The 13,896-nt window shown below is 51.5% G+C and carries 13 protein-coding genes; 5 read left to right on the forward strand and 8 right to left on the reverse strand.

Annotation, left to right across the window (positions count from 1 at the left end; genetic code table 11):
* Window positions 1-184 precede the first annotated feature (184 nt).
* Window positions 185-733, reverse strand: a complete 549-nt coding sequence (locus tag ACPUC8_RS05745) for a GNAT family N-acetyltransferase (protein ID WP_039333311.1) — start codon at window positions 731-733, stop codon at window positions 185-187.
* A gap of 131 nt (window positions 734-864) precedes the next feature.
* Between ACPUC8_RS05745 and ACPUC8_RS05750 the strand changes: the two genes are divergently transcribed.
* A complete protein-coding gene (locus ACPUC8_RS05750) occupies window positions 865-1,767 on the forward strand; it encodes a DMT family transporter (protein ID WP_039333309.1) in 903 nt (300 codons plus the stop codon).
* Window positions 1,768-1,770: 3 nt separating this feature from the next.
* On the opposite strand, the gene ACPUC8_RS05755 is transcribed toward ACPUC8_RS05750, so the two are convergent.
* Window positions 1,771-2,652 (reverse strand): MurR/RpiR family transcriptional regulator, encoded by an 882-nt coding sequence (locus tag ACPUC8_RS05755; RefSeq protein ID WP_039333307.1) that lies wholly within the window; start codon window positions 2,650-2,652, stop codon window positions 1,771-1,773.
* Between the two features lie 370 nt (window positions 2,653-3,022).
* On the opposite strand from ACPUC8_RS05755, the gene ACPUC8_RS05760 reads away from it, so the two are divergent.
* Complete coding sequence (locus ACPUC8_RS05760; RefSeq protein WP_081998111.1) at window positions 3,023-4,219, forward strand: ABC transporter substrate-binding protein; 1,197 nt, start codon at window positions 3,023-3,025, stop codon at window positions 4,217-4,219.
* Window positions 4,220-4,230: 11 nt separating this feature from the next.
* Here the strand turns inward: ACPUC8_RS05760 and ACPUC8_RS05765 are convergent, their stop codons facing one another.
* The gene (locus ACPUC8_RS05765) at window positions 4,231-5,136 is read right to left on the reverse strand and encodes a LysR family transcriptional regulator (protein WP_039333305.1); all 906 of its coding nucleotides are present in this window, start codon (window positions 5,134-5,136) and stop codon (window positions 4,231-4,233) included.
* 131 nt (window positions 5,137-5,267) lie between these two features.
* On the opposite strand from ACPUC8_RS05765, the gene ACPUC8_RS05770 reads away from it, so the two are divergent.
* A complete protein-coding gene (locus tag ACPUC8_RS05770) occupies window positions 5,268-6,017 on the forward strand; it encodes an SDR family oxidoreductase (protein ID WP_039333303.1) in 750 nt (249 codons plus the stop codon).
* A 68-nt stretch (window positions 6,018-6,085) separates the two neighbouring features.
* Here the strand turns inward: ACPUC8_RS05770 and ACPUC8_RS05775 are convergent, their stop codons facing one another.
* Window positions 6,086-6,676, reverse strand: a complete 591-nt coding sequence (locus ACPUC8_RS05775; RefSeq protein WP_039333299.1) for an NUDIX domain-containing protein — start codon at window positions 6,674-6,676, stop codon at window positions 6,086-6,088.
* A gap of 82 nt (window positions 6,677-6,758) precedes the next feature.
* Here ACPUC8_RS05775 and ACPUC8_RS05780 point away from each other — a divergent pair, with 82 nt between their 5' ends.
* Window positions 6,759-7,508 carry a DeoR/GlpR family DNA-binding transcription regulator gene (locus ACPUC8_RS05780; RefSeq protein ID WP_494925736.1) on the forward strand — a complete coding sequence of 250 codons (750 nt, stop codon included), beginning with the start codon at window positions 6,759-6,761 and terminating at the stop codon, window positions 7,506-7,508.
* Window positions 7,509-7,594: 86 nt separating this feature from the next.
* Window positions 7,595-8,485 (forward strand): oxidoreductase, encoded by an 891-nt coding sequence (locus ACPUC8_RS05785; RefSeq protein ID WP_494925737.1) that lies wholly within the window; start codon window positions 7,595-7,597, stop codon window positions 8,483-8,485.
* 58 nt (window positions 8,486-8,543) lie between these two features.
* Here the strand turns inward: ACPUC8_RS05785 and ACPUC8_RS05790 are convergent, their stop codons facing one another.
* The 4 genes from ACPUC8_RS05790 to ACPUC8_RS05805 all read right to left on the reverse strand — a co-directional run bounded on the left by ACPUC8_RS05790 (window position 8,544) and on the right by ACPUC8_RS05805 (window position 13,628).
* Entirely contained in the window at window positions 8,544-10,301 is a 1,758-nt protein-coding gene (locus tag ACPUC8_RS05790) for an ATP-binding cassette domain-containing protein (protein ID WP_494925738.1), read from the reverse strand.
* 83 nt (window positions 10,302-10,384) lie between these two features.
* A complete protein-coding gene (puuE, locus tag ACPUC8_RS05795) occupies window positions 10,385-11,656 on the reverse strand; it encodes a 4-aminobutyrate transaminase (RefSeq protein WP_494925739.1) in 1,272 nt (423 codons plus the stop codon).
* Between the two features lie 73 nt (window positions 11,657-11,729).
* Window positions 11,730-12,191, reverse strand: coding sequence for an ester cyclase (locus ACPUC8_RS05800; RefSeq protein WP_494925740.1), 462 nt, complete (start codon window positions 12,189-12,191; stop codon window positions 11,730-11,732).
* A gap of 12 nt (window positions 12,192-12,203) precedes the next feature.
* Window positions 12,204-13,628, reverse strand: a complete 1,425-nt coding sequence (locus ACPUC8_RS05805; RefSeq protein ID WP_494925741.1) for a gamma-aminobutyraldehyde dehydrogenase — start codon at window positions 13,626-13,628, stop codon at window positions 12,204-12,206.
* Between the last annotated feature and the right edge of the window lie 268 nt (window positions 13,629-13,896).

Below are 13,896 nucleotides of genomic sequence, written 5' to 3' on the forward strand. Positions count from 1 at the left end.
TGGCGCTGGAACATGGATGTTCCATCGGCACCGGTCCGTAAGGCAGACGAGTGAAGTGAAGGCACCGCGTAGCGGCGCGAGGACCGCCAGCCCCGGTGCGGCCCCAGACGGCGTTATCGTCAGCCGCTTAACTCACAAGCATTACGGCCTTAAGGCCGCCGCCCGTGCTAAGTAGCTAATACACTTATTCAGGCATGCCCTTATTTTTTTCTCTCCATTGTTGACGGGTAATATTGAACATCAAATGTGCCGGTGGGTCTTGCGGGTTGAACACTCGCTCAAGAAACGTCAACCCGGCTTTTTCCAGCACGCGGCGTGAAACAGCATGGTCTTCTCTCACCACACCGACGATTTCGCCCAATTTCAACTCTTCAAAACCATATCGAATCGCGCGTAGTGCAAGCTCGGTGGCGAAGCCCTTTCCCCAAGCTTCGGGAGCAAAACGATAACCGAGATTATTGGTGCGGCGGCCGTTAAACTCGCTGACAAACACACCGCCAAAACCAATCACATTCTCCGGTGCGGATTTCTCTGCCACCACCCAATCATCGAACCCGTGAATTGCCCGATCCTTGATTCTGCGCAGCAGCACCTCCCGGGCATGCTTAATGTTCGGGTAAGGCCCACGCGGATTAAACTGATGAGTTCTGGCATCGCCATAGATACGAAACAACGCCTGTAAATCTGACCGCTCAATAGGACGATACAGCAGCCGTTCTGACTCCCAATGCATAACAATCCCTCGCTGTTTTCACTCAACAAAAGTACCCAATGCCTGATTAACATAGCACTCTGCGCCCCCTGCGACAGTTAAGAATCTTTGCTATGATGTCAGCCCTTCTCATCTGCAAATAAATATTAAAAATGCGAACATCGGACTCGTTGCGACTGTTACTGCTGGCGGCTATCTGGGGTGCCAGTTTTCTCTTCATGCGTATCGCAGTGCCTGCGCTGGGAGCCATCAATACCGCGTTTCTGCGGGTATTGTGTGGCGCGTTTGGCTTATTGATAGTGATGGCTGTCATGCGTATTCCACGCCGTTTTGAGGGCAAACTGGGATGGGCGATGCTGCTGGGCGTGATTAACTCTGGATTACCCTTTCTGATGTATTGCCTGGCGGCGCGCGTGCTGCCGGCAGGCTATTCCGCCATTCTTAATGCCACTACGCCATTAATGGGCGTGATTATTGGTGCCGCCTTCTTCAACGAACAGCTCAGCGTCAGCAAAGTGCTGGGTATGGTCGCAGGCTTCACGGGCATCATCTTGATCAGCACCACCGGGGAAGTGGTGATGTCGCAAGCACTGGTGCTGGGTATTTTGGCCTGTCTGGTAGCCACACTCTGCTACGGTTTTGCCGGTTTTCTGGCTAAACGTTGGATTGGATCGCGTGGCGGACTGGATGCCACCAAAGTGGCTTACGGCAGCCAACTGGGCGCTTCGCTGTTTCTGCTGCCGTTTTTCGCCTTTAGCGCACCGCAAACCCCGGCGGCCAACTGGCAAATACCTGAAGTCTGGGCCTGCATTTTGGCAGTAGGGTTTATCTGCACCGCGCTGGCCTACATTATCTACTTCCGCTTACTGGCAGATATCGGCCCGTTACGCACCCTGACCGTGACGTTCCTGATCCCCCCTTTCGGCATTTTCTGGGGATGGCTGGTGCTGGGTGAGCAAATTAACCAGGGCTTTATCAGCGCTGCGCTGCTGATTGTGTTCTCGATCTGGCTGGTTAACAGCAACGGTCTGGAAAGGTGGCGCAAAGCGCGTTGACCTTTACTTCTTGCTGGTCGGTTTAAGTGAACGGTTAAAATCCTGAATACGTTTCATGGTTTTAACCGTACGCGAAGATGTGGCAGAAGCGACCGAAAGAATCAGCATCTCCAGACACACCAGCACGGTGCCATGTAGCGGCATACGGCCATTCTCACCACCGCGTGGCACATTAATGATCACATCGGCTTCTTTAGCAAACACCGAATCAGTGGCATGAGTCAGTAAAATCACTGGCATACCCAGGCGCTTTGCCTCTTTCAACGTGGTCAGACCTTCACGATGTGCAGACTTCTGCGCCATCATGATCAATACGTCTCCACGCTGCAGCGTGATCAACTGCTCAGCCAGCGCAATCCCCGAACGATTGAGGGTCACTGCCGGTATGCCAATCCGCGTGAACATGCGAGCACTGTAATCAGCCAGAATGCCAGAGGCATTGATGCCGAACAGCGCTACCTGACGCGCTCCAATCAGTAGGGCAACCGCTTGCGACACAGCCTGACGGTTATGTGGCTCCGATAACGCATCACAGGCACGCTTATGCCCACCCAGTACAAAATCAATACCGGAATTGATGTCACACGACAACTCACTGACGGTCACACTCATCTTCTCTTCCGAATTCAGCGCTGGGCCAAACCATGCTGCCAGCGTGGTTTTCAAATCGCGTAATCCGGCAAATCCCAGCGCCTGAACGGCGCGCACTACAGTGGCGTCCGACGTCTGCGTGGCATCGGCAATTTCCATTGCCGTGGCATCTAATATCGCCTCACGATTATCATGGATATAACGTGCGACTGACTGAAGGCTTGAGGATAATGAAGGTGCCCGCGCTCGGTAGCGATCACCTAAGACATCGACTCTGAGTTTATTAATAGCCATGTGTTCTCTGGGGTTTATGGGCGCAACGCGGTTAAGCGTAATGTAGTGATATTTCGCATTATCGTCATTTCAACAATACTAAGCACTGTTAATTTAACGCATTTTAATACACACCAAACATAAATAACCATCTGTTTTATTTAAATATAATAGCGAAGTAACCTCTTAATTAGTGCTCTCTTACCCGCGCTTTTCCACTGTAGTATCTAAATTACTTTATTGATTTACTACTACATACTTTCATGTTTGAATGATTATCAATAACATTAATAACCGTGTTTTAGCACGTCGTGACTGGCAATGCGATGGCGCAGGTGCAACTGATCATGGCATTCGCCCGTAATGCTCACGTTTTGGTGAAAAATCCCAGATGAATTTGAACCCCGGCAATCTCTTCAATAAAGACAACTTTCCGTTAACTGGCAGCAGCCGGTGCGCACCTTCCCTGCTCGGCCCCCTGTTTTTTGTACTGGCTTGTTTTTTGTTGGTGCTAAGCAGCGCAGCATTCGCTAAAACCGTCACCGATATTGACGGTAATCAGGTCGAGATTCCCGATCGCCCTCAGCGCATTGTGCTGGGGGAGAGCCGCATGCTCTACACCCTGGCGCTGCTGGAACCCGGTAATCCGTTTCAGCACATTGTGGCGTGGCCACAAGATCTGAAAAAATATGACAGCCAAACGTGGAGCAGCTTCGCTCGCCAGTTCCCGCAGATGCTCAAAATCCCTTCGCTCGGTCCCGGCGGCCCATCGGCGATTAACCCGGAGCAGGTTCTGGCACTGAAACCTGACGTGGTGATCTTACCCAGCCTTGCACGCTACGACGATGCCGATCTGCGTCTGGTCACGATGTTAAAAGCCGCGCATATTCCGGTGGTGAAGATCGATCTGCGCGTGCATTTGTTGAAAAATACGCGCCGCAGCGTCGAGATTTTCGGTGAAGTGCTCAATCAACAGGCGCGCGCGCAAGCCTTCAACCAGTTCTATACGGCGCACATGCAGGTGATTCAGGAGCGGCTTGCCAGTTATCAGGGTGTGAAACCGTCAGTGCTGCTGCAATTGCACTTAGGCCGTCGTAATGAGTGTTGTGTCACGGCCGTGAACGGCAGCCTTGGCGAATTATTAAATGCCGCTGGCGGTGATAACATCGCCAGTAAAACCCAGCATGGTGTGTTTGGTCGCTTGAGTGAAGAACAGGTGATAGCCGCCCAGCCTGATTACTATTTTGCCACCGGCTTTGCGAACAACAGCTCGCAGGGATTACTCAAACTTGGTCCGGAGGTGGCACCCGATGCCGTGCAGAGCAGTTTCACGCAGTTAACCTCCCAGCAGAACGGTTTGCGTGAATTAAAAGCCTTGCATAATGGTCATTCCGCGGTGATTTGGATGAATTTCTATCTTAGCCCGTGGCATATTGCCGCGACAGAATTTATGGCCAAGACACTCTATCCGCAACTGTTCGCCGATGTGAATCCAGAGAAAACCTTGCAGCAAATCTTCCATGATTATCTGCCGATTCCTTACAGCGGAACGTACTTTGCAACTATAAACGCGCCGGTAAATCCCTAGCTATACGCCTGCTACCCGTTTAACCGTGAGGGAAACACCTCACGCAGCCACTCAATAAACAGGCGCAAACGCTGTGTCAGGTGGCGGTTTTGCGGATAGACCACATGGAACGGGTAGCGGGCGGGCTGCCAGTCGGCGAGAATTTCCACCAATACGCCGGATTTGAGATCCTCAGCGGCGGCGTAGCGAAAGGTTTGGATGATACCTAATCCCGCCACAGCCGCCGCCAGATGCGCGTTACTCTCGTTAATGCCGATGCGATGTTCGGTTTTAATCTCGATCGTTTCACTGCCCTGCGCAAAGCGAAAAGGAAACGCCCGACCAGTTTGGGAAGATTGGTAGCTCACTAGCCGATGGCCGTTTTTTAACTCCTGCGGGTAAGCGGGAACACCGTAGGTTTTCAAATAGCGGGCGGCGGCACAGGTGATCATCTCGGCATCCCCCAGATGACGCGCCACCAGCGAAGAATCGCTTAATGGACCGCCGCGGATCACACAATCTACGCTGTCACTGATCAAATCCACCGCGCGATCTGACACGCCCAAATCCAGGCGAATCTCAGGATAACGCGCGACAAAATCGGGCAACAGCGGGATCAGGACATCACGGGCGGTCGAGCCACCGACGTCGATGCGTAAGTAGCCACGTGGTGTGCCGCTTTCGGCGTTACAGGCACTGTCGATATCCTCCAAATCCCGCACGATGCGCATCGCTTTTTCATAATAGTCGCGCCCTTCTGGCGTCACCGTAACGCGGCGCGTGGTGCGCTGTAACAAGCGAATACCGAGATGAGTTTCCAGCTCTTGCACCAGTTTACTTAAGGTCGCATTCGGCATATCCAGTGAATCTGCCGCACGGGTAAAACTCCCGGCTTCCACCACGCGGGCAAAAGCCCGTATCGCCAACAGCTGATCCATCTTGATTATCCACCCACAGAAATAGTCCTTTCGATTTTACACCATTTATCGCTAAACGCCGCAGCGTTACATTGCCTCCCATGCACTGCAACGCAGTCATCACACATTAATCAATCATTGGAGAGCACAACATGAACGCATCATTGAAAGGTAAAATTGCATTGGTTACTGGCGGCACCAGCGGTATTGGTCTGGCTTCAGCACAAGCGCTCGCCGCCGCAGGCGCTCAGGTATTTATTACTGGACGTCGTCAGACTGAACTGGATGCAGCCGTTGCCAGCATTGGCGTACAGGCAACCGGCATTCGCGCCGACGCCTCATTACTCAGTGACCTTGACGCGGTCTATGCGCAGATTGCAAAACAGGCAGGCCGACTCGACATTCTGTTCGCTAACGCCGGTGGCGGCGATATGTTGCCCCTCGGCGCGATCACTGAAGAGCACTTCGACCGCATCTTCGGCACCAACGTGCGCGGCGTGCTGTTCACCGTGCAGAAAGCGCTACCGCTGCTGAGTGATAAAGCCTCAGTGATTCTGACCGCCTCGACCACATCCATACAGGGCACCGCAGGGTTCAGCGTCTACAGTGCCAGCAAGGCCGCCGTGCGCAACTTTGCCCGCTCATGGGCGTTGGATGTGAAGGATCGCGGCATTCGCGTTAACGTAGTAAGCCCTGGCCCGGTGCGCACTCCTGGTTTGGGTGACTTAGTTCCGGAAGATCAGCGCCAGGGATTGTTTGACGCGCTTGCAGCACAGGTGCCGTTGGGTCGCTTAGGTGAACCCGGTGAAATTGGTAACGTGGTCACCTTCCTGGCTTCAGATGCCTCCAGCTTTATCAATGCGACAGAATTGTTTGTCGATGGCGGGATGGCGCAGGTCTGACAATAACGTGGGAGCGGCACCTGCCGCTTCCTTAGTACCGCTGCGAACCGGGCCTGCAATCAAAATCATCATTGCTTGTTCTCCTCAAATCGCACGTTTAACGCCAGATGCTGTAGCAGCATGATGGTTTTGGCATCCATGATTTCCCCGCTGCGAATCGCCGCCAGCGCCTGCGAGAGTGGCCACTCCAACACTTCGATGTCCTCCCCCTCCTCTTCCACCCCGCCACCAGCCCCCTGCCGGTCTTCATCTGCATATTCAGCGATAAAGAAATAGAGTTTTTCCGTAACCGATCCTGGGCTCATGTAGGCTTCCATCACTTTCTCAATGTGCGTGATGGTATAACCGGTTTCCTCTTGCGCTTCGGCAATAATGCGCTCTTCCGGCGACGCGTTATCCAGAAGCCCTGCCGCCGCTTCAATCAAAAATCCATGATGGCCATTGATAAAAATGGGAAAACGAAATTGCCGCGTCAGCACCACCGTTTGCTTGTGGCGATTGTAAAGCAGGATCACCGCGCCATTGCCGCGATCGTAAGCTTCACGGTTTTGTTGTTGCCAGCTACCATCGGCACGCTGTAATTCAAAGGTATATTTCTTTAACGTGTACCAGTTGTCGGATAACAACTGCTCACGAATATTACGCACTTTCTGCTGCATGTTTTGCCCTCCCGATGATGACAAAACAAACGCTAACATGCATAATCGTGCAAATACAAGCAAAAACACGAAGATTAAAAATATGCTCTCGAGTCAACGTAAACAGCAGATCCTCGCCATTCTTGCCGAAGAACAACAGGTGATGTCCAGCGAGTTAAGCCAACGCTTTAACGTTTCCGAAGACTCCATTCGGCGCGACCTGCGCGAGTTAGCGACCGATGGTTTACTGCAGCGGGTACACGGCGGGGCACTGCCGGTTTCTGCGGCTATCGCTCCCTTTGAAACACGCAAAAACGTGCAAATAAGTTCTAAACGCTTGATTGCGCAAAAAGGGGTACAACTCATCCAGCCCGGCCAGGTGGTGATGATTGATGGCGGAACCACCACAGCAGAGATGGTGCAACTGTTGCCGAAAGCGTTGGCGTTCACCGTGGTGACGCACAGTCCCAGCATCGCCGTCGCGTTAGTGGATTTTCCACAGGTTGAAGTGATCATGATTGGCGGTCAGCTTTATCGTCACTCCGTCGTCGCCGTGGGGTCAGCCGTGTTAGAGGGCATCGCACGTATTAATGCCGATCTATTCTTCATGGGCGTGACGGGGGTACATAAAACCGCCGGATTAACCACCGGCAACTACGAAGAGGCGGGCATAAAACGTGCGTTGGCAGCCCGTGCCGCAGAAACGGTGGTCATGGTGTCAAAGGAAAAACTCAATTCCGCATCGGCTTTTGCCATTGGCGATCTGTCTCTCGCCAGTACGCTGATTGTTGATGGGGAACCTGACGCCGCCCTGCGGCAGGTGTTGCAACAGAAACAGATTACGTTGTTGTGAACATCGTTGAGTAACAATGCCATGATTCAATAGTCAAATTCACGCTGACCTGACGGGCAGCACAGGATTAACAGGAGAATACACGCATGTCTGAGTTTCCAAGCATCGCCTTGGTAGGGCCGGGTGCCATCGGCACTACCGTTGCAGCCGCCCTGCATGAAGTGCACCGAACGCCGCAACTCTGTGGCCGCACGGCACATCAGCAATTGGTGCTACGCCATGACGATGGGGAAATCGTGATACCCGGCCCGGTATTGAGCAACCCTGCTGAAATTGCTAAACCCTTTGACCTGGTATTTGTCGCGGTGAAAACCACACAGGTGGCGGAAACTGCGTCTTGGCTGGCGGCATTGTGTGATGAAAACAGCGTGGTCTGTGCATTACAAAACGGTGTTGAGCAAGTGGAACAACTCTCCCCGTGGGTCAATGGTGCGACGGTACTTCCTTCCGTTGTCTGGTTTCCGGCCCAGCGTGAACCCGATGCTTCGGTGTGGTTGCGCGCCAAACCGCGTTTAACCTTGCCAGATGTGCCCGCTGCGCAGCGTGTGGTTCAAGCCTTGCGGGATAGCCGTTGCACAGTTGAACTGGAAACGGATTTCCTCTCCATCGCCTGGCGCAAACTGCTGCAAAACGCCGTAGCGGGTTTGATGGTGCTCGCCAATCGTCGCGCAGGTATGTTCCAACGCGAAACGATTACCGAGCTGGGTCTGGCTTATCTGCAGGAGTGCCTGAGCGTGGCGCGAGCTGAAGGGGCAAACTTAAGTGATAGCGTGCCTCAGGAAATTATGGCTGGCTTTCATCGCGCACCCGCGGATTTAAGTACCTCAATTCTTGCCGATCGCCAGGCAAATCGCCCGCTTGAATGGGATATTCGCAACGGCGTGGTACAGCGTCGCGGTAAAAAACACGGTATCGCCACTCCGATCAGTGATGTGGTGGTGCCTTTACTGGCTGCCGGGAGTGAGGGGCCAGGTTAACGGCCCGCGCTTAGCAGCAGCGTCCTCGATTTCCTAAAATCGGGGACGATCCTTTTCATCAGACCGCCTCGCCGATTACCGATTTAAACTGGGCATGCCACATATCATAAAATTTTCCGCGTTGATTGATGAGGGTCGTAAAGTCACCATTTTCAATAACTGCACCGTCAGCCATCACCACAATACGGTCAAACGCTTTAATGTTGCCGAGCCGATGGGTAACCGCAATCACCGTGGTATTTAAGGCTAATATCTCATTAAACAGGCGATGTTCGGTTTCTGGATCCAATGATGATGAAAATTCATCGAAGATGAACAGATTGGCGTTTCGATACAGAGCACGGGCAATCGCCAGCTTTTGCCATTGTCCAATCGAGAGTTCATCACCACCAAACTGTTTCCCCAATTTGGTTTTCAGGCTGTAGGGAAATTTCACTTGTTTAAGCAGCGCGTCAAGGCGTTCCGTTTCTGCCTCGTAATGGTTTAACGCAATATTCTCGCCCACCAGAAACTCATATTTGCCATATTCCTGAAACACCGTGGCAATTTGGTGGCGATAATATTCAATATCCAACTGTTCAAGATCAACGCCGGACACCGATATTGAACCTTCTTCCGCCGCATACATGCGTAACAGCAGCTTGATTAAGGTGGTTTTGCCACTGCCATTATCGCCTAATATCGCCACTTTCTCGCCAGCATTGATGGTGAGATTGACATTATTCAGGGCATGAGTGCTGCGTCCCTGATATTGAAAACGCAGGCCCCTTACGTTAATGGCGAAAGGCTGATGGTCGGATAATCTCTTTTCACCGTTGCGCACCGGCTCAATTTCATCCGTCATAAACGAGTGATAACTGGCAAAGAAAGAACTGGTGCTTTTCAGATTCGCGCCATAGTTGGCTATCTCATCGAGATGAGACTTCATCATGACAATAGACTGAAAGACCATGACCAATCCGCTGACAGCCAGGTGACTGCTACGTAAGGTATTAAGAAACAGATAGACGCCCAGGAATAGCAGCAGCAGGCTTAAAACAGTGGCGGGGATGGGTAACAATAACGCCCGAAGACGTTGCGCATGCATACGCTGAAACATACGCTTTGCCGCCAGATTATACTTTTCCAGCAGATATTTCCCCAGCCCATAAAGCCTGATTTCCTGAAGATAACCTTTATCCATACTCAACCCATAGACGTAGCGCATAATGATGGAATCCTTGGAGTTATGGATAAGATTCTCCCAGTATTTTCTTTCGATGCGTAAATTGATTACAATAAGTGGTATCACTGATACCGCACATATCGCCGCCCCTAACCCCGAATATTTAATGAGCACTACCAGTAAACTGCCAGACATAATCAATGCTCTGAAAGCATATATCAGGCAGATAATAAAATTGATCGGGCGATATCCGGCCTCTTTCTTTAACAACTCCAGTTGTTCATAACGTTCTTTATTGTCAAACAAGCTGAGCGAAAAAGAACTGTTCATTCGTTGCATAATGCTGCCACTAAAATAGCTCGTGGCGATTTCCGTCACGTCACCCTGTAGCAAATTCACCAGTGGCTGCATCAGCTGCATACCCAATAGCGAAAGACACCATATGCCGATGGTATTCATCAAATCGCTGTTACTGGCGTCAGGCGCTTGCAGGCCATTAATAATTTGTCCCGTCATGAAAATATTCAGTGCCGGTATTAAACCTTGCAGGACAATAAGCGCGATTAATAAAGAAATACGTATAGGACAGGATAAGAATACATAGCGGATTGCCAAAATAACTGACTGCCTCCCTGATTGCAGATGAATCAAACAAACCCCATAGGATAATAGATGATAATGAGATTTATTTGCAGTCAGTGATCAATTTTTCCTTTAACCTCTCCTGCCGCTTGTTAAGAGACGCTCTCGAGCGCATTTTTCACGATAGCCAGGGCCTTATCGAACTGCGCTTCAGGAATAGTCAGTGGATAGAGGAAGCGGATAATGTTGCCATGTTGACCACAAGTTAACAGCAGCAGGCCCTGCGCCAACGCGTGTTTCTGCACGGCCTGCGCCGCTTCGGCAGAAGGTTTGCCGCTGGCAGGATCGCTGAACTCCGCGGCCATCATGGAACCGACCCCACGCACATCGGCCAGTGCTGAACACACTTCTTGCGCCTCTTCCAGTACGGCGCGCAGTTTACCCCCCAGATGCACCGCACGTTCACACAGCTGTTCTTCGCTAATCACATCAATTACCGCATGGGCGGCAGCAATAGAAAGAGGGTTGCCCGCATAGGTACCACCCAAGCCGCCCGGCAAGGGGCTGTCCATGATCGCCGCTTTACCCGCCACTGCCGAGAGTGGCATCCCCCCCGCCAGGCTTTTTGCCATCGTCATGAGATCGGCCTGATGCACGTAGTGCTGCATAGCAAACATTTTGCCAGTGCGGGCAAAACCACTTTGCACTTCATCCGCAATCAGTACGATACCGTGCTGATCGCATATAGCGCGCAGCGTACTCACGAATTCGACAGGAGCGACATTAAATCCGCCCTCACCTTGCACTGGTTCAAAGATAATCGCCGCCACCTGTTGTGGATCGATATCGCACTGGAACAGCGATTCCAGCGACCGGATACTCTCCTGAACGCTGATACCGCGCGCGTCTGAGGGGTAAGCAGCATGGAAAACAGAGCCAGGGAAAGGACCAAAGCCGGTTTTGTAGGGTTTCACTTTGCCGGTCAGCGCCATCGTCATGTAAGTACGGCCATGGAAAGCACCACCGAAGGCAATGACCCCCGGCCTTCCCGTATGACAGCGGGCAATTTTGATGGCGTTCTCCACCGCTTCCGCGCCGGTCGTAAAGAATGCCGTTTTGGTTTCCCCTTGAATCGGCGTCAGCTCGTTAATCTTCTCTGCCAATCCAACATAACTTTCATAAGGCACAATTTGATAGGCCGTGTGCGTGAATTGTGCCAACTGCTTTTCAATCGCTTCTACCACTTTGGCATGGCGATGACCGGTATTTAATACTGCAATACCGGCGGCAAAATCGATATATTCCGCGCCTTCAACGTCGGTTAAAGTGGCATTGTCTGCCTGTTGCGCATAAAAATTACACATGACGCCCACACCACGGGGTGTCGCTTGCAGCCGACGCTGATTAAAATCAGAGTTTTTCATGAATAAAAACCTTCTGTTAAAACGATACGATGCCTGCCATATCTATTAATGGCATTGAAGACATCACAGGAAATTATTTTAATTGCTGATCGAGTTTCTTTGAGTCGTAATAATCGCCTTGATAGGCAATTTTGCCATCTTTAACTTTGATATATGAAACACCGTGGAATTTAATCGGTTTATTGGTCGCTGGGCTGCCCGCCCACTCACCGCTGTTGACGCCTGAGAAAACCCACTCGAAGGCGACAATGTCGTGGTTATATACCGGCTTTCCGACCATCTGCCATTTCAAATCCGGCACGCCATCAATTAAGGCTTTGATGACATTCTTTTCAGCGTCACTGTTTCCTGTTACGGGGGTGCCCACTGCCGCATCATAATAGGTCACATCTTTTGCCAGATACGTCCCGGCTTTATGGGCATTATGCTGATTCCAGGCGCCCATATAATGCTGCACCACTTCCAGCGGTGTTTCACTGGCGAAACAGCTCGAAGAAACCAATAACGCCGCAACCATTGCTATTTTTTTCATCATTAATACTCGCTTTTACGTTAAGTCACTCATTACGTGTTTAATGCGCGTGTACTCTTCTAACGAATACGCTGAGAGATCTTTGCCATAACCGGATTTTTTAAAGCCGCCATGCGGCATTTCGGCACACAGTGGAATGTGGTTGTTGATCCATACGGTGCCGAAGTCCAGTGCGCTGCTGAATTGCTGTGCGCGGCGGTGGTCGCGCGTCCAGATGCTGGCGGCCAAACCGTATTCCACATCGTTCGCCATCGACAGCGCTTCGGACTCGGAGGCAAAGGTCTGGATGGTCATCACCGGCCCAAATACCTCGTGTTGGATGGCTTCATCGTTCTGTTGTAGACCCGAGATAATGGTGGGTTCAAAATAGAAGCCAGGACCACTACCCGCTTTCCCTCCGGTTTCAATACGTGCGTGTGCAGGCAAACGAGCGATAAAGCCTTTCACCTGCTCCAGCTGGTTTTGACTATTCAGCGCACCATAGAATGCGTCTTGATCCCCCGGCTGACCAAAGCGGATGCTACGCGCTTCGTTGACGAGTTTATCGAGGAACACGGGATAGAGACTCTCTTCAACCAAAATTCGCGTGGCGGCGGTGCAATCCTGCCCGGCATTAAAGAAGCCTGCTGCGCAGACGGTTTTCACCGCTTTGTCGATATCGGCATCACCAAACACGATAACCGGGGCTTTACCGCCCAACTCAAGGTGCGCTTTAGTCAGATTGGCCGCAGCGGAAGCCGCCACTTGCATTCCGGCACGAACAGAACCGGTGATGGATACCAGCGAAGCATCGCCGTGCGACACCACCAGTGAACCGGTTGCCGCTTTACCCAGCACCACATTGATCGCCCCTGCCGGGAAAAAGGGGGCAGCCAACTCAGCGAGCAAGAGCGTACTGAGTGGTGTGGTATCACTGGGTTTCAGTACCACGGTGTTGCCCGCTGCCAGCGCTGGGGCGATCTTCCACACCGCCATCATGAACGGATAGTTCCACGGTGTGACCTGACCAACAATCCCTAGTGGCTCACGGCGAATAGTGGAGTTAAATCCCGCCAGGTATTCACCTGAAGCTTTTCCTTCCTGACAGCGCGCAGCACCAGCAAAGAAACGAATCGCATCGCAGGATGCCGCAATCTCTTCCTGACGAATGAAGTGCTTGAGTTGCCCCGTTTCTTCGCTCTGGATATCGACGATGCGATCGCAGTGTTGTTCAATCGCCTCCGCCAGGTGCAACAATGCACGCTGCCGTTCACTCGGTGTGCTCTGTTTCCAGATTTGAAAAGCGTCTTTAGCTGCAGCATAAGCCGCATTGACGTCATCTTGATTGGCTAGCGGGGAAAGTGCATAAACTTCACCACTCACCGGGCTGACCAATTCAAAAGTCTCACTGCCAGAACCCTCAAAGAAGGCTCCATTGATAAAGTGTTTTATCTTACGCATGCGACAGGCTCCTTTAATCATATAACATATTAGGTTTTATCATTATGATCACAATTCAGGCAACGTTTGTTTCACATTAATTTGATTGCACTCGCATAATTGGCATGCAAATCATCAGCAAAAGCCTGTTTAACAAGCTGTTTATTTAAGCGACTGATTACACGGATTTTTGCCATGCTGGATTGTGATGGGATACGGCAACTCATTGTTTCCAATGTGGATGTTTTATGTTATGAATGTGCAACCTCCCTTCCCGACACAAATAAGA

It is taken from the genome of Pantoea sp. CFCC18177, from assembly GCF_059412425.1.

Excerpts from the sequence above, each read along its gene's own strand:
- ACPUC8_RS05745 (WP_039333311.1), bottom strand. The coding sequence starts at position 733 with ATGCATTGGGAGTCAGAACGGCTGCTGTATCGTCCTATTGAGCGGTCA.
- ACPUC8_RS05750 (WP_039333309.1), top strand. The coding sequence starts at position 865 with ATGCGAACATCGGACTCGTTGCGACTGTTACTGCTGGCGGCTATCTGG.
- ACPUC8_RS05755 (WP_039333307.1), bottom strand. The coding sequence starts at position 2,652 with ATGGCTATTAATAAACTCAGAGTCGATGTCTTAGGTGATCGCTACCGA.
- ACPUC8_RS05760 (WP_081998111.1), top strand. The coding sequence starts at position 3,023 with ATGAATTTGAACCCCGGCAATCTCTTCAATAAAGACAACTTTCCGTTA.
- ACPUC8_RS05765 (WP_039333305.1), bottom strand. The coding sequence starts at position 5,136 with ATGGATCAGCTGTTGGCGATACGGGCTTTTGCCCGCGTGGTGGAAGCC.
- ACPUC8_RS05770 (WP_039333303.1), top strand. The coding sequence starts at position 5,268 with ATGAACGCATCATTGAAAGGTAAAATTGCATTGGTTACTGGCGGCACC.
- ACPUC8_RS05775 (WP_039333299.1), bottom strand. The coding sequence starts at position 6,676 with ATGCAGCAGAAAGTGCGTAATATTCGTGAGCAGTTGTTATCCGACAAC.
- ACPUC8_RS05780 (WP_494925736.1), top strand. The coding sequence starts at position 6,759 with ATGCTCTCGAGTCAACGTAAACAGCAGATCCTCGCCATTCTTGCCGAA.
- ACPUC8_RS05785 (WP_494925737.1), top strand. The coding sequence starts at position 7,595 with ATGTCTGAGTTTCCAAGCATCGCCTTGGTAGGGCCGGGTGCCATCGGC.
- puuE (WP_494925739.1), bottom strand. The coding sequence starts at position 11,656 with ATGAAAAACTCTGATTTTAATCAGCGTCGGCTGCAAGCGACACCCCGT.
- ACPUC8_RS05800 (WP_494925740.1), bottom strand. The coding sequence starts at position 12,191 with ATGATGAAAAAAATAGCAATGGTTGCGGCGTTATTGGTTTCTTCGAGC.
- ACPUC8_RS05805 (WP_494925741.1), bottom strand. The coding sequence starts at position 13,628 with ATGCGTAAGATAAAACACTTTATCAATGGAGCCTTCTTTGAGGGTTCT.